The organism is Methylobacterium sp. GC_Met_2 (genome assembly GCF_026540795.1).
In the GTDB taxonomy this organism is placed as follows: domain Bacteria; phylum Pseudomonadota; class Alphaproteobacteria; order Rhizobiales; family Beijerinckiaceae; genus Methylobacterium.
Genome location: NZ_JALNUM010000005.1, coordinates 50,734 through 75,403, shown reverse-complemented (window position 1 = coordinate 75,403; position 24,670 = coordinate 50,734). Strand labels below are relative to the sequence as shown.

Below are 24,670 nucleotides of genomic sequence, written 5' to 3'. Positions count from 1 at the left end.
GAGACGCGATCGTTCTACCGACGTGGCCAAGACTTCGTAAATATTCGCCGCTCAGACCTTGCGTCGCGAGGTCCGCCGGTCGCGGGTCATGCGCGTGGCGGCGTGAAAATCATCGGGCTTGCCACGGACCCAGGCGAGAAATCGGGCGATCTCCGGATCGGTGCGCAGCGCATCAACCTCGGCGAGTCGGTTGGCGATCTCGGCCTCGCTGTAGCGGGCGTGGATCGCCGAGTGACAGATCTGGTGCAGCCGGACGGTGCCACGATGGGTTCCACCCTTCAGCTTGGGCGTCAGATGATGGAGGCTGGAGCGGGCGCGGGGTGGGATCGGACGCTCGCACAGCGGGCAGACCGGATCGACCCGCGCGGCGACGCCCGGCTGCTCGGGATCATCGGCACTCCAGCGCCGGGACCGCCGTCCAACCACGCACGCCCTCCTTCAACCGTCCACTACCCCGCCATCTCGGCCGCCGCGCAGCCCCGGCCGACACGCGCGCCGAACGTTGCCTCCGCTTCGCGATCCCGGAGGCCCAGGATGGAGACGTGATCGCCCGGTACCAGCTCGATCCGCGCCCGGGGTCCGGCCGCGGCGGCGAGCGCCAAGGCGAGCTTGGCCGGCACCACCGGATCGTCGCGGCCCTGGACGATCAGGACCGGCGCCGTCCCGGAGCGGATGCGCAGATCCGAGCGGTAGGTGTCGCGCAGGAGCCAGGCGGGTGCCAGCGGGGCATGCAGCCGCACCGTGTGGGTCATCGAGTCGAACGGCGCTTCAAGGTAGAGCCCGATCGCGGAATAACGCTCGGCGACCGCGACCGCGATGGCCGCCCCGAGGGAATGGCCGTGCAGCAGGATCGGCGCACCCGGCGCCCGCGCCGCCGCCTCCGCCACCGCGGCCAGACCGTCGCGGATCAGGCCATCTTCGCTGGGATGGCCGGTCGAACCCGGATAACCGCGATAGGCCGGCGTCAGCACGCCCCAGCCGGCTGCGCGCCAAGGGTCTGCGGAGAAGCGCGCCGCATGCGGTTCCGGGCGGCCACCGTTGCCGTGAAAGCTGACCACGATGCCGCAACCCGGCCGCGGCGCGCGCCAGAGGGCGTGAAGGGTTTCCCCGTCGCCGGTGGCGAACGTGATCGGCGCGACCTCCGGCGGCACCGGCGCGAGGGGCGGTGGATGATAGGCGCCCGGTTAGAGAAAGCGGCGTTGTCCCAGGGCGAGCGCGGCGAGCGCCAGGCCGCAGAGCAGGATTACGGTGAGCGCGAGACCGGCGAGAAGGCGCATTCGAATCGTCGGGTGGCGAAGTGGTCGGCGTGGGAGCCCTCTCCTAGGCCCGCTCCGGACGCCGTTGCAATCAGGGCCGCTTGGAACGCCGCCAGACCATCCGGAGCGGATGTCGTTCGGACGTTTTACGCAGCATTGACAAAGGCACCGGCAACCGTGAGTCTTGAATCGTTCCGAGGGGAGCCCCGCAGGGGGCTGAGATTGGGCATCCGGCCCTGACCCTTGAACCTGATCCGGCTCATACCGGCGGAGGGACGGGAACCTGCGGCTGCGCGCCTCGCGGCCGGCTCTCTCATCTCACCCATCGCGTGGACCGGACCGCTCCGAAGCGAGGAGAGGCCCACGATGAACGCACCCGTTCGCCCCAAGGACGTGACAGGCAACCCCGAGGCCGTGACCACCGGTCCGGTCACCGGATCGCGGAAGGTCTATGCGAGCCCGGTCGGCCGGTCGGACATCCGCGTGCCCTATCGCGAGATCGCCCTCTCCGACCCGAAGGAAGCACCGGTGCGGGTCTACGACCCGTCGGGCCCCTACACCGAGACCGACGCGCGCATCGACCTCAGCGCCGGCCTGACCGGCGTGCGCGAGCCCTGGATCGCGGCCCGCGGCTACACGGCGGTCGAGCCCCGGGCGGTCAAGCCAGAGGATAACGGTTTTGCCGGCGACAAGCTCGTGGCCCCCTGCCCCGCCGAGCGGACCATCCGCAAGGCGGCGCCCGGCCAAAAGGTGACGCAGTACGAGTTCGCCCGCGCCGGGATCATCACCGAGGAGATGATCTACGTCGCCCACCGCGAGAACGCCTGCCGCGAGCAGATGCTGGAGGGCGCCGAGGCTACGCTCGCCGACGGCCAGAGCTTCGGCGCTTCGGTACCGCCCTTCATCACCCCCGAATTCGTCCGCGACGAGATCGCCCGGGGCCGCGCGATCATCCCGGCCAACATCAACCACACCGAGCTGGAGCCGATGGCGATCGGCCGGAATTTTCTGGTCAAAATCAACGCCAATATCGGCAACTCGGCTGTGACGTCGTCGGCTGCCGAAGAGGTCGAGAAGCTGGTTTGGTCGATCCGCTGGGGCGCCGACACGGTCATGGACCTGTCGACCGGTCGCAACATCCACAACATCCGCTCGTGGATCATCCGCAACAGCCCAGTCCCGATCGGCACGGTGCCGATCTATCAGGCGCTGGAAAAGGTCGGCGGCGACCCGCTCAAGCTCGACTGGGAGGTGTTCAAGGATACCCTGATCGAGCAGGCCGAGCAGGGCATCGACTACTTCACCATCCATGCCGGCGTGCGCCTCGCCCACGTGCCGCTGACCGCCCGGCGGGTCACCGGCATCGTCTCGCGCGGTGGCTCGATCATGGCCCGTTGGTGCCTCGCCGGGCACCGGGAATCGTTCCTCTACGAGCGGTTCGACGAGATCTGCGACATCATGCGGGCCTACGACGTGTCGTTCTCCCTGGGCGACGGCCTGCGCCCCGGTTCGATTGCCGACGCCAACGATGCCGCGCAGTTCGGCGAGCTCGAGACCCTGGGCGAACTGACCAAGATCGCCTGGGACAAGGGCTGCCAGGTGATGATCGAGGGCCCCGGCCACGTGCCGATGCACAAGATCAAGGTCAACATGGAGAAGCAGCTGAAGGAGTGCGGCGAGGCGCCGTTCTACACCCTCGGCCCGCTGACCACCGACATCGCCCCCGGGTACGACCACATCACCTCCGGCATCGGCGCCGCGATGATCGGCTGGTTCGGCACCGCGATGCTCTGCTACGTCACCCCGAAAGAGCATCTCGGCCTGCCCGACCGGGACGACGTGAAGACCGGCGTGATCACCTACAAGATCGCCGCCCACGCCGCCGACCTCGCCAAGGGCCACCCGGCCGCGCAGTTGCGCGACGATGCGCTCAGCCGTGCCCGGTTCGACTTCCGCTGGGAGGACCAGTTCAACCTGGGCCTCGATCCGGATACGGCCCGCCGCTACCACGACGAGACCCTGCCCAAGGACGCCCACAAGGTCGCGCATTTCTGCTCGATGTGCGGGCCGAAATTCTGCTCGATGAAGATCACGCAGGATCTGCGCGCCGAAGTTCTGGCGATAGAGGAGGCCGGCGAGGTCGTGGGCGCGGCACCCGCGATGACCAAGGCGGAGGCCGAAGCTGGTATGAAGGCGAAATCGCAGGAATTCCTGGCCGAAGGCGGGAAGCTCTACGTCGACGCCGCCGAGTGAGGCGACGGCACGCCCGGTCCGTTCAGGATGCGGGCGTGCCACAGGCGACGACCGGATCGTCGCCGGAGGGAGCTTGAATCTCGATGACGGACCCGGGGCCGGCACCGTAGCCGTCGTGCAAGGCCGCGAGCATCAGATCCGCCGCGATGGTGACATCCGGCGGGTCTCCGATTACGACGTCGCGAGCGGAGTTCTTGCTTGGGCTCGCCTGGACGTAGCCGAGCGCGTTCAGAGCCGCCCGCTCGGGCGGGCCGAGCTGCAGCCGCCCTTCGCCGGTTGGGCCGTAGGCGCCGGACGAGGCCTCGCAGAACATCCGCGTGTCGCGATCCTGGAAGATGCACTGGACGTAGCGCTGCGGCGCGCCGCGCAACGCCACGATGATGAAGCGGTCCCGCGATTCTTCGATCGGGCCACGCTGATGCATGATCTCGAGGTGCTCCACGATCGCACACCGATGCCGCGCGATGAAACGCGTCCGAGACGCCGCCGTATCGCTCAAGTCCGCCGCGGCGAGCGGCGACGTGACGGTGATCATCAGAACGGCGCAGGCCCAGTGCATCCAGACTTCCTTCCGCGGACGCTTGCGGGTGGGATGCTCCGGCCCCTGCAGCAGCCGAAATCAGCACGAATTTGTGTCGGTGCGGTAACGGAATGTTCAGTGCATGCCGGATCGCCATTCGGCGCCCGGTGGATGACCGACCAGCGTTAAGGAACGCTTAGGCCATGAGGCGGCTGAATCCTCCGATCACAGGATTGCAGGAGAGCAGCCATGGAGATCCGCCCGCTCGCGGCCCCGCCGCCGGGACCGCAGGGCCTCGATGCCCTCGGCGCGACAGCCGCCCCCGCCGAAGCGCAGCAGCCGTCCGAATCGCCTGCGAGCTCCACCACATTGGAGCCTGCGGTGAAGCTCGACATCACCGCCACCAACGGCAAGGCGCGGTACATCAAGGATCTCGATACCAGCGCCATCGTCTTCCAGGTGGTGGACACCACGTCCGGCACCGTGATCGATCAGCTGCCCAGCGAGACCGCGCTGCGGAACCGCGCCTACGATTCGGCCCGCGAGACGCACAAACTGCCGGCCGGTGGCGTATCGCGGGTCGCCTGAATTCCGAGACCGCATGCTGCGGACGATCCGTTTGACGCCGTCGCGGTCCGGCTGCTAGATCATGCCCAAGCATGAACGCTTCGGGTTCGGGCTGAGCGGTTACTCCGCTTTTGCCGTTTCGGACGCCGTTTATGTGGGCGGGCGTAGTTCAGTGGTAGAACGTCAGCTTCCCAAGCTGAATGTCGTCGGTTCGATCCCGATCGCCCGCTCCAACTAACTCGCTGAAGCATCAGCCTTTCTGACAGTCTGCCGCTGATCTCGCGTTCCCCACGTTCCCCGTCGCGTTCCCTATGGGCTGTTCAGGCCCCGTTCTTCGCGGCCCGATGGGCGAGCCTCAGCTCCGCCACCGCCCGCGACTTACCGACCGCGCCGCGCGAGTAGCGCTGCGTCGTCGAAACCTGTGTGTGGGCTGCGGCCGACCGGATGTGGTCGAGGTCGGCCCCCGCATCCTCGGCTTCCGTGATCGCCCCGGCCCGAGCGTCCATGTTCCAGACATGGTCCGGGACGCCGGCCGCACGCGCCACGATCCGCCATTCGCGTCCGTATGCTGACTCGGCGTAGGGCCGGCCTGCGATCTCATCGAGGATGAGTGGTCCGACGCGCCGATCGGCGGGCACGCGCTCCAGCAACGCCAGCACCAGCGGGCACAGCTTGAGATCATGCGCCGCGAAGGCTCCCGTCTTGGTCGTGGCCTTGCGCACCACGAGGTCGGCGGCGAGATCAGACCATGTGAGACCGTTCGCCCAGCGGCGGCCATTCAACAGGATGCCCGAGGCCCCCTGCCCTGCCGGGATCGGCTCCCACTCCCCGATCACGTCCTTCTGACGGAGTGCCGTCTCGAACTGGATTGCCGTACCGAGCGCCAAGGATAGCCGGTTGAGCTCGATCGCCTTGGCCACGACTGCTTCGACGTGCCCGAGCTCCATCGCGATCCGGCGGCGAGCCGGCTGGGCGAACCGGGCGTGCTCCAGCACCTCGTAGAGCCGGCGGCACTCCGGCAGCTCGGCCATGATGCCGAAGGCGAACAGCTCGCGCAGCTTCTTGATGATGCCGTAGGCGCGGCGCACTCGCTCCGAGCCGCCCGGGACCTTCGGCTTCTTGGCCGCCTCGTACCAGCGATAAAAGTCGCCGATCTTGAGCGCGGCGAGCGAACGCGTGCCGAACGCCTTCTCGATCAGGATGAGCGTGTAGGTGTCCTTGGTCCGGGTGTTGTGCTTGAGCCGCTTGAACGGGCTCGCCTCGTCGACCTGGTAGCGCCGCGAGAGGCCGAGGATCGTTCCGTCGAAGGCCGCAGCACTGCGACCGCGGCCAGAGAACCACTCGAGCATCTCGGCCTGAAGGCGTAGGCACGCCGCTTCGATCAGCACGCGATCTTCTGCGGCATGGAGGCTGTAGGGCAACCGCACCGTCTCGGGACGGTAACCAGCCTTCACCAGGTCGGCACGTGCACACCAGTACAGCCGGCGGCTGCCATCACGGTTCGGCCTTGTCTTGAGGCCGGGGGCGTTGAGGTCAGAGGGCATCGAGGTTCTCCTGTCCGTCGAGGGCGGATGCCTCGACGCGGGAGAGACCGTAGCGGCGATTCCAATAGGCTTGGACAGCCGGCCAGTAACGCGCGCCCATGAGTGGGTCGATCTTCGGTAGTCCGTCACGCTCCAACACGATGGCAGTAGCGGCCCAGCGTCCCGGGTCTTGGCTCAGGCGGCGTGCCACCTCGGCCTCGCACGGAAACAGTCCCTGATCCTGATGCGGGCGCCGGGGCACGATCTCAGGCCTCCGTGTTCCAGCGCTGCGCTCGGATCTTCGCGATCTCGGCTTCGAAGGCGGCGAGGCCCGCCTCGACGTCGCCGGGATACGGCGCGGGCTCCGCTTTGCCCTCTTCGAGAACCTTTGCTCGGATTCGCGGCCAGAGATCGTCGAAGATCGGCCACGCGCGAATCTGGATGCTCACGATCTTGTCGAGGCTGTCCGCCGCGATCCATCGCCCATCGGAGTTCCGTGTGAAAGCGATGGTCCCTGGGGCGTGGCCCAACTGGTTCGCATCGATATGGAGCATCGCACCGTAGGGACCCTGGATCCCGCGCAACGCGATCGCTGCTTGTTCAGGGCGCAGGCCCAATTCGACCATCGCCTGAGCTGCGGCGAGTTTCATAAGCTCGCGAATGCGGAAGCTGACATGAAAGCCCTGACCCTTCGGGCGGCCGGGAAACAGATCGTACTTGCTGACGAAATTGCCGATCTGCGCTTCGGTCACGCCTGTGATCGCAGCCGCATCGCTTCGGCTGAACGCCCAGCTTTCGATCTGAGAGGCTTCCATGGTTCCGATCCGCGTGTCCGCTACAGGCACCAAACTGCCACTCAGATTTTTGAAAAGCAATCCAGCATTTTGATCAGATCGCATTTCGCAGTGGGCGAGCGCTGGCATTGGATGCGCCAGCGGCGTTCGCGTGGGGCGATCACACGGACTTTGCATCTCGTCCGGGTCGGCGCTCGGGATGGGTCGCTGACCTCCACGCCCGCTCCGGCTCCGTCCCCTGGCAGCAACGCGGGCGGGCGTGGATGCTTTCGCTCCCGGTTCGGCGGAAGGCATCACCATGACGGTGACACCCTCGCCGGCGAGCGGCCGAAACCGGAATCACCGCATCGGCATCAGCCGCTCTTGGAAGCCGGCACGCTGGCCGAAGCTGTCGGCCACCACGACCCGAGCACGGGCCCGAACTAGCGCCTCATCGGCATACCGGTCCAACAGTTCGGCCCGGCCGTACTCGGCCAGGGCGAGGCGCAGGTTGGCGAAGGCCAGCCAGGAGTAGATCAGGCGCATAGCTTGATCACCTCCTTGAGCACGGTCAGGACCATGCGGTCACCATCGCCAGGCTCGTCGTTCTCAGCCCTTTTCAGCAGAGGAAAGAGTTGAGCCTCGAAATCGACGAGGCAGAGTTGTGCCTTGGCTGCGACCTCATCGAGACTGGCCGATGGTTCGACAAGCGCGCGTTGAAGGACGGCATCGTACAAATCCATCTCCGCATCGAGCTTGTTGTCGTCCCATTCTTCGGCGCAGCACCGTCCGTGCATGCCAAGCCAATGATCAGCGGCCCACCGACAGGCGCGCGCTAAATCGGTGGGGCCAGCGACCGCCGCACCGCCCGTGAGGGGAAGCGTGGCGAGGCCGAGGAGCAGGCCCCGGCGGGATGCGGGGGCGCTCACAGCGGCACCTTGAGCTGGTCGAACACCAGCCTCCACTTCGTGTCGACGGCCTGCCCGAGGATCTTGAGCTGCTTGCCGATCACATAGACGCCACCACGAGTCAGGTCGTGATCACCCGTCCCGAGATCCATCAGCAGGTCGCCGTAGCGCTCGATGTCAGCGACGCCCTCCTCCATGTCGTAGACCGTTTTAAACGCGGGATGCTGATCGCTCATGCGAACCTCCGCGCGTAGGCATTCAGATCACCGCCCATCGCTTGGAAGCGCTGGTTCTGTTCGACTTCACCACCCCAATCCGCGATGCCATTGTCGTCGCCGTATTCACGGTCATCGCCACCGTAGCTCGGCCGGCTCACCGATAGGCCGCAGAGGCTCGGCTCAACGTCTCCGCTGTCCTCAAGGTCCGTGTCGGGGTCGAGGGCATCTAATAAGGCCAGGTCCGCCTCGATCCGGTCGGCGATCTGCCGGCGCAGCTCACGGACGCGCTGACGGTCGGCGCTATCCTCCTCGACGAAGTAGCGGATCAGCCCCTCGCGGATGGCCTCGATCGCGGCGTCGACGGGCGGCAGCGGCTCAGCCGCCCGCATCGCGCGGATGGCCTGGGTGACGGGGCCCGACTGCCTGCCGAGCCCCTGGCCTAATAAGGGCGGAGCGCTGCGGGACGGGGGTAATAAGGGCGTGCGTGTGCTATGGGCGTGGGTAGCCATGAACAGCATCCTGATAATGCGGTTGGTGGTCAGGGCCGTCATGGTGTTGGTAGCACCTTGGCGGCCCGTGCTGTTTTTGATATTGTCTACCCATGGCGTTGTCAATATCAAAAACCAAGAACAAGGGCGGCCGCCCTCGAACGGATGCGACGCCTATTATGGTGCGAGTAGCGCCGCCGCTACTCATCCCGCTCGACGCTTGGATCGAGGCTCAGTCCGATCCGAAGCCATCAAGACCCGAGGCCATTAGACGGCTTCTTGAACGAGCGCTGACGGTCATGGCGGACTGATTTCGGCGCTCGAACGCTTAAAATCCTATTTTCGACAGCAAATTCAGGGATATGCTCGTGCCTGCATGGCTGAATTCCGGGCTGTCGTTTCTAGGCCGAATGCTCTTCCCATTGGGCAAAAAGTTCGTTGCCCGACGTGGTGCAGAGCAAGGGCTACCGTCTAGGTCGCCCGAATTCAACGAAGCACTTGACGTTCTGTCCGGAGGCGATGGCGTTCTCGGGAAAGCCGTCACTGGCGCCAAGGGCTGGGCAAGCGAGGTCCCAGTTGCATTCAAGGAGGCTCGCTTTCAGCTTTGGGCACGGGACATAGCCACCCGAGAGGTTTTTGTTCGAGCCGCAATGCGGTGCTGGCAGAATTTACCGCCTGATCCCACGGACAAAGCGACAGCAATCAGACGCTACGCTGTGCTCGCCTCAGATGCGCAACAGCGGGCTGACCGTCCGTATGAGGATGCGATCAACTTCTTAGTCCTCTCTGTCCGTTCAGTACAGTCGACCAGCGAGCGAGCTGCGACCCAGAAAGGCAACGCTGATCGTGATCTGATTGTAGGTACTATTGGTCAGCGATTTGACGAAACAGTCATAAGGCTCCTCGAAGGAGGTGCTTCCCGGCCCGAGCTGTCAAGCGTCTCAGGACCGGCTTTCACGCCCGACGAGCTTGCTGACGTGTCCAGCGATCTCCTGTCGTGGCCAGGTGATATCGATGGCCAAGTCATAGTGCGCCCTGAGCTACTTTCGCTTGAAGAGCGGCTAACCGCACCGCGAACAGAAACAACTGGCCGAAGTGTCTTACTGTTTGGGCCGCCCGGATCAGGAAAGTCGGCCCTGCTTGCCGCATTAGGTAATCGGCTTCGGGCTCGCGGCGACGTTGTACTAGGGATCAAGGCCGATGCATTACCTGCGGACATAAGCACCGTCGCAGATCTCGGGCCGGCTTTGGAATTGGGAGTCGATGTTGTCGCCGAAATTGGCGCTCAAACATCTCGCGGCGCCGTATATGTGTTGATTGATCAACTCGACGCAGTCGCTTCGCTTATCGACGGCAGCGGCGGTCGGCTCCGCGCACTTGTCGTACTAGCCCGCCGTCTTCGTGCGTGGCCGGAGGTTCGGGTGATCGCGTCGGTCAGACCGTTCGAATTTGCTGCTGATGGAGGTTTTCGGGCAGCGTTCCGAGAAAGCGCGGTAGATAGGGTGGACCTGGCACTTCCGGAGCGTAAAGATGTCGATAAGCTCTTGGAGGCCTTGAATATCAACCCGCACGAAATTCCAGCTTCACTTGACGATGTTATCCGGATACCTCAAGCCCTAAGGGACATCGTTGCGGCCAGACGTGCGGGCTTTATCTGGAGCGCAATGACGACATGGCGTAGTACGCAAGCGCACCGATTTGATCGCCTTGTTGCTTCTCAGCCAGCACTCGGGCTTGAGCGTCTGATTGACCACATGGTCGGCTCGCTACGAGAAACCGGCACCCTGTGGACAGCGCTAAGCAGCCTGCCAATCGGAAGTGGCCCGGCCGTTGATCGACTCTGTGCTGAAGGCATTCTCCGTCATCGCCATGAAAGTAGCCTCATTGGGTTCGCCCATCAAACCTGGGCTGAGACTCTTGATGCGCGGCTGGCCTTGGCTCAGGGCGATCTAGCGAGTCGAGTCGTCGAGGCGGGCCGAAATTTACTTGCCCGCCCTCAAGCTTTGGCTGTGTTGCGCTTTGCTCGTGACGCGGCGACAGATAGGTACGATGCCGCCATCCAAGAGTTATGGGGCAATTTCAATCTTCGGCGCCACCTAAGGCACCTCATTCTCGATCTGGCAGCTGGGGTCGACAGTCCAACTCAAAGTGAACGGCAGATCGTTGTCGGCGTCGTATTCGGAGAAGACAGCGCCCTTGCTCAGCGAGCACTCCGGCTGACCACGGGAAAACCGAGCTGGTTTGATCTGCTGCGCGGTCCAGTCTCAGACCGAATGGCGAGCGCCGACGATGAGCGAGCGCGCAGCGTTTGGCCTTGGCTTTCATCTCATACGATCAACAACGGCCCCGAGGTATTAAATCTGCTTGATCGTCACTGGCGCGGACACCAGCGTCATGAACAGCTTATACCTCATGTATTAGAGCATCTTGAGACGTGGGATGAGCGCGCCTTCAGTCTATTTCGCGGTGCTCTCGACCACTCACCAAGAGTAAATGTTTTTTCAGTCGCAGCTGTACGTAAGCAAGCTCAATCTGGCCGGCACGACATTGCCGCTGAACTTATCGGGATCATATTCGACAAAATTGTTTCGGATATTAAGGCCCAACTTGCCCTGGATAATGACGCCAGCCAGGAAGTTGATGATACAGACGGCGATGGTCTCATTGCAGCCGTCTCAAGATTGGCCTTTGAACAAAACAGATCGATCTCTCACCGGCTTGCGAAAGAGTTGAGGGACCTGCATGGTCTTTACGACTTTCCTGAGATCGTTCGTCGATCCCCGAGCCCGTACATCAATATTTTGATGCCGCGGTTTGAGTCATTGTTGGCCTCAGACGCGGAGGAATTGGCCGATGAAGACCTGACACCGCTCCAAAGTGCCCATCAGCAAGCTGCTAAATACGATCTTTATCTCGTAGAAGGGCTTCGTGTGGCTCTTGAGGAGCTCGCACGCACTGACCCGCATGCCTTCGGATACCTTACATCAAGTATTGCACCCGGTAACCAACTTCTAGATCGCATGATCGCGTCTGCATTTGCGGCTAACATTGCGGCTACGTCAACTCATGCTCTCTCTTTTGTAGCTGCAGATAACTCACGATTTAGACTCGGCGAACGTTTTGAGAACGACCAACGAGAGACATTAGAGTTGATATCGGCGCTTTCCGGTGCGTTAGATTATCTGGAAAATGATCGGTTGGTTGCTATGATTGCAGCATGGAATCATTATTCGATTGACGCATCTGATGATGTCAATTCGCGTAGAATGACACGGTATTGGAACCGAAGATTGCGCGTGCAATTATTAGGATCCATCAAAATTGAAAACACATCGATGCGGGCGCGCCGCTATATTCAGGAGGAATTGCGGGCAATACCGGAGATAGAACGAGCCCGCTCCGGCTCCGTCTCAGGCTGGGTGCGGTCTCCAATGTCCGTCGAAGCAATGGAGCGCGCGTCTGACAATCATATACTCAAATTGTTCCAAAGCTTGCCCGAAGCTGAAGAGCTGTGGCGTTCGCATCCGACCAGATCGTCGTTAATTGGCGGAATTCGCGAGGCCTCTATGGCTTTCGGGGAACTCGCTAAGCGCCAACCAAAGAGAGTGAAGAAGCTCCTCGAAAGGTTCTCGCCTTCAACGCATCAATTGCCAATCGGTGCAGCCCTCCGTGCTTTGGCGGAAACAAAGGATGTTGATCCTCATGAAATACTACGATTGATTGATGACGCCCTTGATCGCGGCTTTGATGCCAAAGGGTTCAACCACGACATCCTATGGGCGTTACATCAGGTCGCAGAAAGGGTGGATGGCCTCGATGATCGCTGGATAAACCTTCTGGTTTCTTGGATTGAGCCGTTCGATAAGGACCGTCATCAAGTTCACACAATCAATGATCCTCGCGATGAGAATAAAAAGGCACTGCCTTTAACAGTGCTTTTCGAGGGCGGTCGACTTCGAACTGTTACTGGCGGTGACAACTCAACTATCCTCCGCGTTTGTACATTCGCTCTGCTGAGGAGAACGCCGCGAGATTATTCGTACTGGCTCGACATACTCGAGGGGCATCTCGAGGTGCCGGAAAATCCGGCCGTATGGGGTGATCTAAGCCCTTGGCTTTATCAACTCGCGTGGGCTGAGCGCACTCGATCAGCGAATTTCGTATTACAGCTTATGAGACGTCAGCCAAATTTTCGTGACAGCGAAGATGGTGCCCGCTTTATTGCCCGGCTGCTACGAATATTGCCGCCAGGCATTATTGATGAAGTGCTTTCGGCGTGGCGTATGTCCGATTGGCCTCTCGCCTCAATTGCGATCGGAGAGATAGAGGCTCTTCGTGCAGCATTTTTTAAGCCGCACAAGGTTGTTGAATCATGGCCAGATATAGCATCCGCAGGACCTATTGCTTCGGACGTATTAGCTGGTGTGGCGAACGTAGCTGTTGGGTTCTGGAATGAAACTGAAGCAGCTCCGCGGTTGTGGAGCCGTCGTACCCTCGCTTTTCTAGCAGCGAGGCATGAGGCGCGGGTCGCCCAAGCCTGTGTCGATTTCTTTCGCCGGGTTTCACCGTGGCCCACTGAAAAGGACACACGAGAGCTTCTCGGAGTTTTTTCCTCGAACCCGATTGCACTGTTCTACGCGTCAGATGCGCTTGCCGACGACCGACTGAGCGACCTGTTAGAAGACCCGCTTTCCCACGAAGCAATCCTGTATTTTATGGAAGAGTCCATAAAAATTCATGACCGTGGCTTAGGAGACCATAGTGGAACGGGTCCGATGCTCGCCCGTGGTCTTATACCAATTGTCTTGACACTTCATCGTGAACCAGCATTGCGCGCCCGCACCCTCAGCCTATTCGAAGCTATCCTTGATGCGCTTCCAGATGAAACAGAAGGGCTGCTGAAAGACCTGCATTGACGGCCTGCTTGAGCGTCATGATAGCCAAGTGCCTGGATATGAAAATCACATCTTTCAGTTTGGGCTGCTGAGGCACGGCGCAGCGTCAGCTCCAGTCCGACAGATCCTCTTTCGCCCCCGGCTCCGTCACGCCTAGGTCGGCGATCCCGCCATAGCTGCGGATCTTCAGCGACGTGGCCCGCAAGCCGGCCCGGCGGAGGCCCGTCACCTCGATCTGGCCATGGAAGCCCATGTCGGCAAGTCGGTCTACGTGGCGGCCGAACTCCTCGACATGGGCACCGATGCCGCCTCGGCCGTTACCTGCCGCTCCGATGCCACCCGCCGGCGGGTCCGGGATTTCCAGGCCGCTGCGGGTGATTGACCTGACGCTGCCATCCGGCATTTTCATGAGGCCGTTGCCGAGGTCGAGGCCTTCTTTGCCGTCGAGGCCGCGGATGAGGTGTGGCTCGCCGTCGGCCACCCTCGGTGCTGTCGGGCCCGCCTGGATCTGCTCTCCGCGCCCGAGCGCGCCGCGGAGCCGCGGGTTGTACCGAGTCCAGTTACCTAGGCCGCTCGCTCGCCGCAGGTGCAGCGCCACGCGGGTCTGATCTTCCAGGGTCGCGGACATGGCGTTGGGCGCCGTGATCCCGAGCTGCGGGGCGATCCGGCGCCAGTTCGTGTTGGTGATCTGGTAGTAGCCCTGCGCCGTGTGCCGACGGTCGTTGATGTAGTTCGGGACGTTCCGGCCGCCGGCCTCGTACTTCGTGATGAGCCCGAGTTCGTTCCGTTCGGTGTCGGTCATCTTGACCGAACCCGGGACCCCGGGGCCTACGGCACCCCCGACAGACGACACACCGCCGCCAAGCCCGCCGCCACCGCCGAGGCTGGCCTTGCGGATCATTCCACCCAAGCCACCGCCGCCGCCAAAACTGGCAGACTGCACGCCGGAACCCCCGCCAGCCCCACCACCGAAACCCTCGCCCGGCGTGAGGTGGATTGGGACGAAAATTCCCGCCCGGAACTGCTCGTTCAGCCGCTGGAACAGGGTCTTGCCCTCGGCCTCGACGGCCGAAGACTCCTGTTCCACGCCGTCCGCCACACCCTTGCCGACCTTCTGGCCCGCATCCTTCCCTGCCTCTTCGGCCCGTTTGCCGAGCACCGCATCCCCGGCATTTGGGTCCAGGAAATTCAGCCCGGAGCGGAGCCAACCGTCCTTGCTCACGTTCGGCAGCTCGAAGATGTGATGGTCCTGGGCTGCCTGAGCGAGTGGCTCCAGGCCGAGGGCACCGAGGACGTTGGCACCCATCTTCAGCGCACCGCCGACCTTGCTGCCCTTGGCGACCTCTCCGCTCCCGCCGGGGACGACAGTGGTCCCCTTGGCGCCCATCAGCACCGCGGCCTCGGTCAGGGCTGTAGCCGCTCGGACGTGGCCGGCAGCGGCGCCGTCCATAGCCACGGCTGACTTGCTCAATCCAAACCCGCCGTTGAACGCTTGGTACATGGCAGCGGCCGCAGCGCCGGATCCGACAACAGCAGCACCGGCAGCAGCGGGCGCGATCACCTTGGCGATGTCGGGATGCTCCTTCTCGAACGCGTCGAGGCGCAGCGACATCGCCGATATGCCCGTGGCGAAGCTGTCGAGGCCGTGGGCGGCGTTGACCATCACCGGTGAGGTGACCACGCCCAGGAACGTCTCCAGGCTCTTCGTGACCTCGCCCAGCGCCGCAGTCGGGTCGCTGCGGTTCAGGTCGGTCGCGGAGTTGCCCATGGCCTTGCCATAACCGCGGGCGTGGGCCTCGAAGCTCTCTCGCTGCTGGATCAGCTTCGAGATGGTGTTATTGGCGTTCGTGTTCGGGAATGCCTTCTGAACCCAGGCGATCTGGTCGGACTGGTTCTTGATGCCGTGATGCTCCAGGGCGGGAAGCAGGATCTCGTAGACCCACTGGTCCGGGTCGGTCTGCGCCAGCCGGTCGCCCTTCACGGCGTGCTGTACGCCCTTCTTGATGCCCTTGATCTCACCGTTCTTCAGGTAATCGAGGTTCTTGGGGTCGATCAGTCCAACCCGGGCGAACTCCTGCGAGGCAGTGTGCAGGTTCTGCATCCCGCCGTTGATCTGCTTGTAGAAGGCCTGGACGCCGAGGCCGGCAGTGTTGCCCTTCAGCTCCTGGCTCAGGCTCATCGCCGAAGTCATCAGGAAGCGATCCGAGAGCTGGCCGCCCGCGACCTTCGAGTATTTATCGAAGAGGTAGATATCCTCCGGGTTGATGGTCTTACCCATCACTTGGATGGCTTTCATGTATCCGTCGATCAGCTTGGACAGCCGCTCGGGATCCTGCGCCGCGCCGATACTCTCGGCACCCTTCACCAGGAGGTTCAGGTTCTCCGAGGCGTGGCCGCTCTTGTCCTTGGCATCGAGCAGTGACTTAGCCCGGACAAGCGGGTCAATGACGTGGTCGACCTCCTCGGGGTGGGTGACCGCCGAGCGTACTTCTTTCCATAATTCCATCACGCCGGCTTGGGTGACGTTCTTGTACTTGGCGGCCAGCTTCAGACTCTCGTCAGTGATGTGCTGACGTTCCGCAAAGTCGATACCGGCCTTGGCCATGTCGACCCGAGTGCCCTGTACCTCCGCGCCCGCCTTCGCACCTTCGACTACGACGTGCCCGACGCCATGGATGCCGACGGCACCGGTGGCGACCGCACCGGCGGCACCAATGAGGCCATGAGCGCGACGGTGGCGGACCACCTCGGCCTCTTCCTTCGCGAGGTGGGCGGCAGAGCGCGCCGCCTGGTCGTCTACCCGGATCTGGCGGCGCATCGCATCGGTGGCGCTGTCCGTGGCGGACCGGAGACGCTGCTGGTGCGCCTCCAAGTTGCCGAGGTCGGCGCCGAACTTCCCGGCCGCGCTCTCGGCGTGCTGAAGCGCGGAGGATTGGGCGGCTACAGCAACCGTAGCCTTCCGGACCTCGCCCTCCGCTTTCCGGTAGGCCGCGGTCATGTCCCGGACGGACTTCGTGGCCGCCTCGATCTGCCGCGCCTGATCCGAGCCTCGGGAGGCCTTCACGCCGTCAAATGCGGCTTTGGCGGCCCGGGCCTCGTCGAGCGCACGCTTCGCCGCCTGGGCCGCGCCCTGGGTTGCTCGAAGTCCTGCCTCTGCGGCAGCGGCGCCGGCCCGCGCCGACATGGCCGTATTGACCGCCCTGGTCGCCTGCTCGACCTGCTGAAAATCCTTGGCTAGCTTCTGAAGGGGGGCCGAGACTTTCGCGACTTCTTCGAGCTTCCTGACGCTCGCAACGACGCTGGCGATAGAAGCGCTGGCGCCCTTATCCTCGCCGCTGATGACTAATCGAGCTTCGATTACTTTGGAGGCCATAGCAGCGATCCCTCAATGCTCGGTGGGCAGGCCGTCGGCTAGAACGTTGGCGGCCAGCAGGTAGGCTTCTGCGAGGGCGTGCATGGCGGCCGAGAGCGCGTTCACGGCTGCGATCGCCTCAGGGGTAGCGACCTTCCCGAGATCGGTCGCGATCTGGCCGACGTAGGTCGACAGCACCGCGGTGACCTCGATGCCGGACAGGGCCTGGGCAGGTTCGGCGGTGGTCACGTTCGCCTCGATGGTGAAGGGGGCGGCCTCGCCCGGCTTGGCTCCTCTGATCGGTTTAAGCCGATGCGGGGCGGAGAGCCGGGCTTCCCGATGTTCGATGGGCCGCGGCACCGTCCGAAGGAGCCCCGCGATGGGTGATGATTCAGGCCGCCGGCTTGATACCGCGGGCTTCGAGCTGCCGGCGCATACTTGCCAGGGCGAGGCCGCCGCTGTCGGCACGCGGGGTGACGGCGGCGGTGCGGGCGTCGCAGTAGGCCTTCATCACGGCCTCGGACGGGCTCAGAGTGGGCGCGGGGCGTGCGGGGTTCGGCATAGCGGTTGCTCCCGTCGGAGAGGCACGCCGCCCGGCGGCATGCGAGGCGGTGAAGGCGCGGCGGCTCCAGCCCTTCGCGTCGGCGAGCGCCACCAGCTCGCGCGGGGCCTTCGCGTAGGCGCGGAACGGGAACGGTGCGCAGGCGGTGGCTGCGATCGGCGCGGTGCCGATCTTCGTGGCGTACCGGCCGGCAAGAGCGTCCTCGGCCGTGAGCCACGTTTCGGCGCTCATGTCGGCCAAGTGCTCGGCAACCGGACGGCCGGTCGCGGCGGCGTAGATCGAAGCCATCGAGCCGGCCAGGGTTCGGAGCATCCCGGCCGTGTCGTCGTGGTCCTCCGCCGTGCCAATCGTCAGGCCGGCGGGGTCGTGAACCATCATCAAGCTGCCCGGCGCGATGATGCGCTCGTCGCCGGCCATGGCGATGATTGAGGCGGCGGACGCACCCACGCCCTCGACCACCGTCGTGATCTTTCCGCGATGGGCCGAGAGGATCGCGTGAATCGCCGCTCCCTCGAAGGCGTTGCCGCCGCACGAGTTGATCCGCACCACCACATCGGTGCCGGAGCCGAGCTGCGCGAGGGCGCTCACCACGTCGGCGGCGGTGAAGCCATCGATACCAGACCAACCGGCCTCGCCGACATCGCCGTACAGGATGAGGGCGCCATCGCAGATCAGTTTGGTGGGGGTGTCGCTCATCGAACGATCTCCAGCGGCGGACGGGTAGGGATGGCTTCGACCCAGGCCACGAGGTCGGGAAGGTTGGCGAAGTCGGGAGCGTCGGCCAGGATCTGCCGGACCCGCATCACCGGCAGCTCGAAGCGGCAGGCCAGGAGAAAGGCGAGCCGTTCCTTGCCAGCCGCCTCGGGAGACTGGTCGATCTCTCGCATGCGCTCGCGGGCGGCGGCCTGTCGGTCGATCAGGCTGGTGGCTGAGGAGACCATCATGCCGCGCCCCGCAGCTGCACCACCTCGGACTCGCCGCGCGGTACGGCGGGTTGCAGCTCAAGCTTTTCGCGGACCGGACGGTCGAGCGGTGCGGGCGGCGGGAGGTCGGATGCCAGTTCGATCAGCGCGCCGTTGTGGTCCCGGTACGGGCTGGCGGTGACGAAGGTGGGATCGGTCAGGCCGAAGGCGGGCAGAGCGACCGCACGGAGGAGCGACCCATCCTCCCGGGGGCTCAGCGCCTCGCGATACCGGGTGCGGGTGAAGGCCCGCAGGGTGCAGGTCAGCGGTACACCGGAGGTCGGTGCGGTGTGGTGGGCGTTGCCGTGGAGGTAGAGCATGCCGCGCCCGGGATGCTCCGCGGAGGGGCGGACATCGCCCTGCCGCTCCTGCGGTACGGGATCGGTGCGACCGTCGACCACCCACAACTCGACGGTCTCAACGGAGACGACATCCTCGGGCAGTCCGTGAAGGATGCGCAGTTCGGCCTCCGGACTTGCGATCGCAGGGAAGTCCGGCGCCGCTGTCGCCGCGCGTGCGACGGCGGCCTCGGCCTCGCAGAGATCCCGCAGCAGGTGACGGATCGCCAGGGCGTGGTGGCGGTACTCGGCCGGTAGCCGTTCCTTGATCGCCTCGACCTTCTCGACGGCGTCGGCGTGGACCGCCGCGCGGGCGGCGTGGACCTGGTCCTCGCGCACGCTGGCGATGCGGTTCGTGAAAGCCGCGGCCAGGGCCTCGGCGCGATCGAGGTCGACCGTCGCGCGGTTCTTCTCGGCCAGCAGCCCCTCCAGTTCGGCGGGCCCAACGTCTAGCAGTCCATCGCGGTAGCCGACCTCTGCGGCCTCCCGGGCGCGGGTCGCGGCCTCGATCTGCTGCCGGGCCTCGGACAGCCCGGTGATCAGCTTGTCGAGGTCGGTCTCCCGGCGGGCGGTGCCGATGAGGGCGGCGAGGCCGTCGCGGATGATCTTGGGTGCCTTCACGGGCGGGGCCCTCCGATGCGCGGGATGGTTCCGCTGCTGCGATTTGGGATGGAGCACAGGGTCATCGGCCGGTCCCGCCCATGGGACCGAGGCCGAGGAACAGCGTCGGGGAGTGGGCGGTGGGCTCCTCGCCATCCTCGCCCTCCACGCCGATCGCGGTGAGCGGGCGCTGCATGAGGAAGAACGCCGCGTCCTTCTCCGCGAGGTACGCGCTGCGCTGAACGTCGTAGTTGAAGCCCAGCGCCAGCAACGTGTCGGCGACGGAGTGCGGCACCTGGTAGGCAACCGCGTGGGCGCCGTAGAGGACGCCGCGGGCGAAGTCGTCGGCCAAGTCGGAGCGGTTCCGATAGTCGGCCGGATCGGGCTCCGGATCGGCCGGGATGCCTTTCAGGTCGCCGAGCTTGAACCCAGCGGGCGGCTGGTCACTGGTGATCGAGTGACCACCACCGCGCCGCCCCTGTGACCAGCGGTCCGGATCGACCGTGCGGACCTGCGAGGGGTCCGTGGTTTCGGCGAGGCGCCGCCGGCAAAGTTCGACATCGAAGGTGCCATCCGCGAAGCGCGGGAGGCGGTTCTGGCCGGAGAGCCGCAGCAGGTAACTGTGCGACACGCCGAGCTGCCGTCCGGCCTCCCGGGCGCCGACGCCCTGCTTGTTCGAGGCCGGTTTGGTCACTGGTCACCCCATAAAAATGGATTGCCGAGAGCGAATGATCGCGCCCTCTCAGCCCGCAGAGGCCGTGCGGAGGTCCCAGGACCCGCGATGCTCCCCCTCTGCCGGGTCGGCTCGATCCGCATCGGAGGTTCAGGCCGCCTGCCGGGCGGTGGTGGCATCGAAGTCAGGAGCGTCGATGTCGGGCAAGCTCACGCCATCAGCAGCGAGCCGCTCGCGCACGATGCGCCGCAGGTATTCCGGTGTGCTGGTGCGGGCACGGCGGGCGGCCTCGACCACGGCAGCGCTGAAGCCGGGCTCGCCCCTGAACTTCACGATGTCGGTGAACTGCAGAGATCTACCGGCGGCGCGCATTGTTCGGCTCCAGGTCTGGATGACTGGTGCAGAAAGGTGCCCGCAATGGTCCGCTATCGATACGTCGCCATTTCCGCGACGCACGATGATCAACCCCTGATCAGGTCGCCCAACCCCTCGGCCTGGAAGTACGGCACCACCATGGGGCCTGCCCTGTCGCCCGCGAGGTAGGCCCGCAGTGCAGCCGCGTCGTCGTTCAGGAACATCGCCAGCGCGACGCGCGACACGAGCCATGGGCCGCCAGCCACATGCCGACCGATATCGTGATCCCGGCACCACATCCGGATCGTGCGCTCGGTCCGGTTGGCCCGGGCGGCTGCCTCGGCGGTCGTGAGTCCCTCTCGTCGGTCGAACGGGATCAGGCACCGCGGACCGCGATCAGCCACCGATGAGGCGGTGAGGCGCTTTGAGGCGCTTGTTCCGCACTGTCCACATGTGCGCGCACGCGTATGAAGTGGAACCTGAGAGACAGCCTCAAAGCGCCTCACCGCCTCATCGGTGCGCCTCATGACTGCCCCTCCCGCTGCGGGGAGGACAAAATTTCGATCCCTTCGTAGCCGCGTGTGCGGCCCCCGGTGCCAGTTGGGACGTTCTTGTTCTTGGTAAATCCCAACTTATCCATGCGGTCGCCGAAGCTATGCACGGTCCCGATCAACTCATTATTGGTACGAGCAAAGTCGCTCCAGGATGCAAACAACTCCTGTGTTGTTGATTTGCGATAAGAATTTCTATGGTCAACAAGGCAACGTTCTTCCAGCCAGAGGTTGAACGTATCCTGCGTCGCAAAGTATTCGTCGGTCGCAACTTTCACCACCTCGGGACGCACGAGCCGATTGGCCTGCCAATCGATGCAGCCGTCGATCGCCCATCTCAGGATCGCCGGCCATTCAGCATGCAGCCTCGCCTCCAGCTGCGGATCCGGCACGGCGGGCTTGAACAGGAACGGCAGCAAATTGAACCGGCGCCGGGCGGCGTCGTCGACGTTGGACAGCCCTGGCTTGTTATTGCCGATGATCAGCAGCTTCAGCACCGGGGCGAACTCGAACTCATCCTGGCGCATGAACCTGGCGCGCATGACGTCGCCGCCGGTAAGCTGCTTGATCCTGGCCTCGGCCCACTTCCGCCCCTGCTCCGTTTCCGAGGCGGTAACTAGGCGGGCCCCGCGCAGCGCAGCAATCTCCGTCGGGTGGCGATCGTGCTTGGATGCCGTGAACACCTCCATGGCGGCGTTGACCGCGTAGTCCCGCAGGATGCCGGCCAGGACGTGGATGAACACGCCCTTGCCGTTGCCGCCGCCGCCGTAGGCGAAGCACAGCGCCTGCTCGCTCGTGTCGCCGGTCAGGCAGTACCCGGCCCACTGCTGCAAAAACCGGGTGTAGCCGACATCACCCTGTGTGACCTCATGGAGAAATCGCAGCCAGGTCGGGCAATCCGACGTCTCGGCCGGCGCAACCGCCGTCAGCTTGGTGATCCGTTCGCTCGGTCGGGCCGCGCGCAGCTCGCCCGTCTTGAGATCGACAGTGCCGCCCGGCGTCCCGAGCAACCAGGGATCCGCGTCCCACCCCTCGATCGTCACGGCGAACACCGGGTCCGACCGGCAGAACCGCTCGACGCCCGCCGCAAAGCTGGTCTTGCTCGCGATGAACTGGGTCTTCGGCTCTTCGAGGGCGCACAACTCCCGCGCGAGCTCGCGCGCCCACTGGAACGCGAGGCCGCACCGGTTCGGCCGCCAAGCAACGCCAGTCCACTCGTGCCACTTTCCGATGTCGTGATCGAACAAGAGCCGACCGGTGTGGCGCTCAGCGAAGAGCTGCGCCGCCCAGTCCTCCGTCACCAGGTCGCCGTTGCCTTTGGGCTTCTGCCGGGAGCGGCTGCGTTGCTCGATCGTGACCGTCTCGACCGGCCGCAGATGCTCGATCGTATAGGAGGGCTCAGGCACGGCGCGCCTCCTGCAGGTCGTTGAGATCGCTACCGGCTGCCCGCGCCTTGACCCGGAACACCTCCCGCCCGGCCGCCCGCCACCGCTCGGTGCAGGCGTCGGCGGCACGTTCGCCGGCGGGGTCGTGGTCGACGGCGATCCAGAGGCATTCGATGCCGGCCAACACGGGGAAGGCGGCGATCCCGCTGGCGTTCAGCAACGACCACACGGGGGTGGCCCCAAATTCTGGGAGACCCTGAAGAGAGAGCGTGGTCTCAATTCCCTCGCCGATACCGAGGCAAGTCGTGACCTCGGCGTCTGCTGTCAGCTTCACCGCCCCGCCGGCGAGCGGCCCCAGCGCCAGCCGATCCTTTCCGTTCACCTCGACCTTGTTGCCGTCGAGGCTCAGGGCCGTCCGGTGGATAGCCTGCGGCGCATCGGACGCGATGCCGCGCACCAGGGCGATCATCGCCGGCACGTACCGCCCCGCGAAGGGAATGTTCGAGTGGAACCGCATGACCTCCGCGGCATCGTCCGACAGGGTAAGCCGGCGGCGGGGAAGGTATGTCGCGACGGGGGTGCCCCAAGGCGGGGCGGCTTCGCTCCACATGCGCAGCGCCGCAGCGGCGCGCTCGGAGGATGAGGGTGTAGTTGAACCTACAGCCTCCGGCCTCGTCGTTGGGCGTGGTTCGAAGGTTGCCCTCGGTTCGCTGCGACGATCGCGCCCAAGCCGTTCTAGGACGTAGTCCTTCGCGCCGAGGTGATCGCCGCCAGCGTGGTCGAACACCAGGACACCGTCCGGCGCGGACGGGCTGAACATCACCGAGATCGACTCGTCACGGGCGCTGTGGCCACGACCAGGGCAGTTGATGCCGCGGCCGCTGATCTTGCCCCCGAGCAAGCGAGCGGCGGTGCGGAGGTCCATCATCGCGATGCCTCCCGCTCGGCCGCCTGCAAGGCACGGATCAGCTCCGGCAGGTGCCTCCGGCTCAGACTCACGCCCTTCTTGGTGGCGCGGCGTTCACCCCCGGTCTCGATGGCCGCGAAGACCCTCACGTCGACGAGCTCGTGACCGTTAAACTCGGTCAGGGCGATGCGGACCTCTTCCGCGGCGTTCTTCGGCACGGTGGCGATGTGGCGGGGCTCGGTCATAAGGCGCCTCCCCGAAGGAAGGCCCGTGCCTCGACGCGGCCGGCCATGACAGCCAGCACCATGCCGTGGCGGTCGAGGACCGCGGTCTTGGCACTTGCCAGGACCGGGCGGACGGCCGTATTTCTGTGGCCGGTTCTTTGGTCGGAATTCTTCGAGTTAGCGCCGTTGCGGGCCTTCACCCCCGCGACGGCGTTTCCTTTGATACGAGCCACAACACGTTCCTTTCGTCGCTGTGCGACGAGGAACAAGGGCGAGCTAGATCAACGGCTTACCTGTGCTTCCCAAGCTGAATGTCGTCGGTTCGATCCCGATCGCCCGCTCCAGTCCTCCCTCCGCCTGACGCCGGTTACCCTTTCTTGGGGGCTTAGGCCGACGAGGGTTCAGGAGGCGCAAACGATGGCGGCCGCCCACCAGACGTGGCGCTTCAGGTCTACAGCCGCGACAGGCGCAGGCGCCAAGACCCATCATCGGCGCCGTCGGTTGCGGCCGCATGTGGGGCGGACGTCTGAAGCAGTGAGAGCGGCCCGAGCGTGGCCCGATCGACCGGATCCGCCTGCACCATCGTGCAGCCGCCGAGCGCCAGCGCGAGCGGCAACGCCAGTAGTGCCCGGCGGAGCCAAACGCCCCCGGAGCGCGATCGCGGCGACATCGGGTCGAAGAGCCACCCGGCACTGTACCGCGGGCCGGTCAGCTGAACCGCATTGGGACCGAGGGCGCGCACGGGTCTGAACCTCCGACGAAATCCCTCAGGCCGCAGCCCGCCGCTCGCCCGGAACCAAGTCCCGGCTGGCCTGCTCGATCCGCACCAGCCAGCCCTCGGCCGCCTCGGCGCGGCGCTCGGCGGCCTGGACCCGCGCCTCCATGGCCTGCAGCTTCGCGGCAGCCTCCGCCTGGATCTTTCCGATTTGCGCCTCGACACGCGCGCGGAGTTCAGCGGCCTTCGCATCCGCCTGAACCTGAACCTCGCGCACCAGCTGCTCGAAGGCGCGGGCCTCCTGCTGCGACCGCTTCAATTCCTGCAGAAGGGCGTCCTGCTCGGCGGCCTGTTCGCGCAGGCGCGCCTCCTGCTGCTGGGCGGCGCTCTTGGCCGCCGTCAGGGTATCGAGAACACCGGTCCAGTCCGAGGCCACGCGACGGGGCACGGGCGGTGCATCGCTCACCACGGCGAGCGCCGGCGCGGGCGGGGACGGAGCCACCGGCGGCTTGTCCTGGCCGTCCGGTCGATGCGCCACGATATGCGCGTCGAGAGTGGCCCAGAACGCCTCGTCCATCGCTGGCATCGCCATTCCCTTCTGCCCGTAGGTGTCTCAAGACGGCGGCCCGGCGACACCGCGTCGGAT

At 64.9% G+C, this 24,670-nt stretch carries 27 protein-coding genes, 1 tRNA gene and 1 riboswitch; of the genes, 4 read left to right on the top strand and 24 right to left on the bottom strand.

Translation table 11 applies throughout. The features are described 5' to 3' along the window. Positions 1 to 51: 51 nt before the first annotated feature. The gene (locus OXS49_RS03515; protein ID WP_267421844.1) at positions 52 to 426 is read right to left on the bottom strand and encodes a restriction endonuclease; all 375 of its coding nucleotides are present in this window, start codon (positions 424 to 426) and stop codon (positions 52 to 54) included. 23 nt (positions 427 to 449) lie between these two features. Further along, positions 450 to 1,151 carry an alpha/beta hydrolase gene (locus OXS49_RS03510; RefSeq protein WP_267421842.1) on the bottom strand — a complete coding sequence of 234 codons (702 nt, stop codon included), beginning with the start codon at positions 1,149 to 1,151 and terminating at the stop codon, positions 450 to 452. Between the two features lie 292 nt (positions 1,152 to 1,443). Further along, a riboswitch (TPP riboswitch) is annotated at positions 1,444 to 1,549 on the top strand. Between the two features lie 73 nt (positions 1,550 to 1,622). On the opposite strand from OXS49_RS03510, the gene thiC reads away from it, so the two are divergent. Next, the gene (thiC, locus tag OXS49_RS03505) at positions 1,623 to 3,509 is read left to right on the top strand and encodes a phosphomethylpyrimidine synthase ThiC (RefSeq protein WP_267421840.1); all 1,887 of its coding nucleotides are present in this window, start codon (positions 1,623 to 1,625) and stop codon (positions 3,507 to 3,509) included. Positions 3,510 to 3,531: 22 nt separating this feature from the next. On the opposite strand, the gene OXS49_RS03500 is transcribed toward thiC, so the two are convergent. Next, the gene (locus OXS49_RS03500) at positions 3,532 to 4,068 is read right to left on the bottom strand and encodes a hypothetical protein (protein WP_267421838.1); all 537 of its coding nucleotides are present in this window, start codon (positions 4,066 to 4,068) and stop codon (positions 3,532 to 3,534) included. A 210-nt stretch (positions 4,069 to 4,278) separates the two neighbouring features. On the opposite strand from OXS49_RS03500, the gene OXS49_RS03495 reads away from it, so the two are divergent. Together OXS49_RS03495 and OXS49_RS03490 are read left to right on the top strand one after the other, a co-directional pair. Beyond that, positions 4,279 to 4,617 (top strand): flagellar protein FlaG, encoded by a 339-nt coding sequence (locus tag OXS49_RS03495; protein ID WP_244005022.1) that lies wholly within the window; start codon positions 4,279 to 4,281, stop codon positions 4,615 to 4,617. 137 nt (positions 4,618 to 4,754) lie between these two features. Continuing rightward, positions 4,755 to 4,829: transfer RNA gene (locus OXS49_RS03490), tRNA-Gly, on the top strand. Between the two features lie 87 nt (positions 4,830 to 4,916). Here OXS49_RS03490 and OXS49_RS03485 read toward each other — a convergent pair. From OXS49_RS03485 to OXS49_RS03455, 7 genes are all read right to left on the bottom strand, one after another. After that, on the bottom strand, positions 4,917 to 6,140 hold the full coding sequence (locus OXS49_RS03485; protein WP_267421837.1) for an integrase: 1,224 nt from the start codon (positions 6,138 to 6,140) through the stop codon (positions 4,917 to 4,919). Next, positions 6,130 to 6,330 carry a hypothetical protein gene (locus tag OXS49_RS03480; protein WP_346016926.1) on the bottom strand — a complete coding sequence of 67 codons (201 nt, stop codon included), beginning with the start codon at positions 6,328 to 6,330 and terminating at the stop codon, positions 6,130 to 6,132. Before OXS49_RS03480 ends, OXS49_RS03485 begins: the two co-directional genes overlap by 11 nt. Before the next feature lie 55 nt (positions 6,331 to 6,385). Then, on the bottom strand, positions 6,386 to 6,934 hold the full coding sequence (locus OXS49_RS03475; protein ID WP_267421834.1) for a hypothetical protein: 549 nt from the start codon (positions 6,932 to 6,934) through the stop codon (positions 6,386 to 6,388). Positions 6,935 to 7,252: 318 nt separating this feature from the next. After that, on the bottom strand, positions 7,253 to 7,438 hold the full coding sequence (locus OXS49_RS03470) for a hypothetical protein (protein ID WP_267421833.1): 186 nt from the start codon (positions 7,436 to 7,438) through the stop codon (positions 7,253 to 7,255). Further along, positions 7,429 to 7,821, bottom strand: coding sequence for a hypothetical protein (locus tag OXS49_RS03465; protein ID WP_267421832.1), 393 nt, complete (start codon positions 7,819 to 7,821; stop codon positions 7,429 to 7,431). The genes OXS49_RS03470 and OXS49_RS03465 overlap by 10 nt, the downstream gene beginning before the upstream one ends. Further along, complete coding sequence (locus OXS49_RS03460; protein WP_267421830.1) at positions 7,818 to 8,036, bottom strand: hypothetical protein; 219 nt, start codon at positions 8,034 to 8,036, stop codon at positions 7,818 to 7,820. The genes OXS49_RS03465 and OXS49_RS03460 overlap by 4 nt, the downstream gene beginning before the upstream one ends. Beyond that, on the bottom strand, positions 8,033 to 8,569 hold the full coding sequence (locus OXS49_RS03455) for a hypothetical protein (protein ID WP_267421828.1): 537 nt from the start codon (positions 8,567 to 8,569) through the stop codon (positions 8,033 to 8,035). Before OXS49_RS03455 ends, OXS49_RS03460 begins: the two co-directional genes overlap by 4 nt. Positions 8,570 to 8,874: 305 nt before the next feature. On the opposite strand from OXS49_RS03455, the gene OXS49_RS03450 reads away from it, so the two are divergent. Beyond that, positions 8,875 to 13,422 (top strand): ATP-binding protein, encoded by a 4,548-nt coding sequence (locus OXS49_RS03450; protein ID WP_267421826.1) that lies wholly within the window; start codon positions 8,875 to 8,877, stop codon positions 13,420 to 13,422. Positions 13,423 to 13,507: 85 nt separating this feature from the next. Here OXS49_RS03450 and OXS49_RS03445 read toward each other — a convergent pair whose 3' ends face one another. The 14 genes from OXS49_RS03445 to OXS49_RS03380 form a co-directional block, all read right to left on the bottom strand. Continuing rightward, a complete protein-coding gene (locus tag OXS49_RS03445; RefSeq protein WP_267421824.1) occupies positions 13,508 to 16,774 on the bottom strand; it encodes a hypothetical protein in 3,267 nt (1,088 codons plus the stop codon). A gap of 12 nt (positions 16,775 to 16,786) precedes the next feature. Further along, positions 16,787 to 17,002, bottom strand: a complete 216-nt coding sequence (locus OXS49_RS03440; protein WP_267421822.1) for a hypothetical protein — start codon at positions 17,000 to 17,002, stop codon at positions 16,787 to 16,789. Positions 17,003 to 17,144: 142 nt separating this feature from the next. Continuing rightward, a complete protein-coding gene (locus OXS49_RS03435) occupies positions 17,145 to 18,011 on the bottom strand; it encodes a head maturation protease, ClpP-related (RefSeq protein ID WP_267421821.1) in 867 nt (288 codons plus the stop codon). Next, complete coding sequence (locus OXS49_RS03430; RefSeq protein WP_267421819.1) at positions 18,008 to 18,259, bottom strand: hypothetical protein; 252 nt, start codon at positions 18,257 to 18,259, stop codon at positions 18,008 to 18,010. Before OXS49_RS03430 ends, OXS49_RS03435 begins: the two co-directional genes overlap by 4 nt. Continuing rightward, positions 18,256 to 19,236 (bottom strand): hypothetical protein, encoded by a 981-nt coding sequence (locus OXS49_RS03425; protein ID WP_267421817.1) that lies wholly within the window; start codon positions 19,234 to 19,236, stop codon positions 18,256 to 18,258. Before OXS49_RS03425 ends, OXS49_RS03430 begins: the two co-directional genes overlap by 4 nt. A gap of 61 nt (positions 19,237 to 19,297) precedes the next feature. After that, entirely contained in the window at positions 19,298 to 19,909 is a 612-nt protein-coding gene (locus tag OXS49_RS03420) for a hypothetical protein (protein ID WP_267421814.1), read from the bottom strand. 129 nt (positions 19,910 to 20,038) lie between these two features. Continuing rightward, complete coding sequence (locus tag OXS49_RS03415; protein WP_267421813.1) at positions 20,039 to 20,260, bottom strand: hypothetical protein; 222 nt, start codon at positions 20,258 to 20,260, stop codon at positions 20,039 to 20,041. A gap of 89 nt (positions 20,261 to 20,349) precedes the next feature. Then, on the bottom strand, positions 20,350 to 20,646 hold the full coding sequence (locus OXS49_RS03410; RefSeq protein WP_267421812.1) for a helix-turn-helix domain-containing protein: 297 nt from the start codon (positions 20,644 to 20,646) through the stop codon (positions 20,350 to 20,352). 119 nt (positions 20,647 to 20,765) lie between these two features. Next, positions 20,766 to 22,199: a phage/plasmid primase, P4 family gene (locus tag OXS49_RS03405; protein ID WP_267421810.1), complete on the bottom strand. Its 1,434-nt coding sequence runs from the start codon at positions 22,197 to 22,199 to the stop codon at positions 20,766 to 20,768. Further along, a complete protein-coding gene (locus OXS49_RS03400) occupies positions 22,192 to 23,106 on the bottom strand; it encodes a toprim domain-containing protein (RefSeq protein WP_267421808.1) in 915 nt (304 codons plus the stop codon). The genes OXS49_RS03405 and OXS49_RS03400 overlap by 8 nt, the downstream gene beginning before the upstream one ends. Further along, entirely contained in the window at positions 23,103 to 23,330 is a 228-nt protein-coding gene (locus OXS49_RS03395; RefSeq protein WP_267421805.1) for a transcriptional coactivator p15/PC4 family protein, read from the bottom strand. Before OXS49_RS03395 ends, OXS49_RS03400 begins: the two co-directional genes overlap by 4 nt. After that, the gene (locus tag OXS49_RS03390) at positions 23,327 to 23,542 is read right to left on the bottom strand and encodes a hypothetical protein (protein ID WP_267421803.1); all 216 of its coding nucleotides are present in this window, start codon (positions 23,540 to 23,542) and stop codon (positions 23,327 to 23,329) included. Before OXS49_RS03390 ends, OXS49_RS03395 begins: the two co-directional genes overlap by 4 nt. Before the next feature lie 218 nt (positions 23,543 to 23,760). Continuing rightward, positions 23,761 to 24,051 carry a hypothetical protein gene (locus tag OXS49_RS03385; protein ID WP_267421801.1) on the bottom strand — a complete coding sequence of 97 codons (291 nt, stop codon included), beginning with the start codon at positions 24,049 to 24,051 and terminating at the stop codon, positions 23,761 to 23,763. A gap of 25 nt (positions 24,052 to 24,076) precedes the next feature. Then, positions 24,077 to 24,616, bottom strand: coding sequence for a hypothetical protein (locus OXS49_RS03380; RefSeq protein ID WP_267421799.1), 540 nt, complete (start codon positions 24,614 to 24,616; stop codon positions 24,077 to 24,079). Between the last annotated feature and the right edge of the window lie 54 nt (positions 24,617 to 24,670).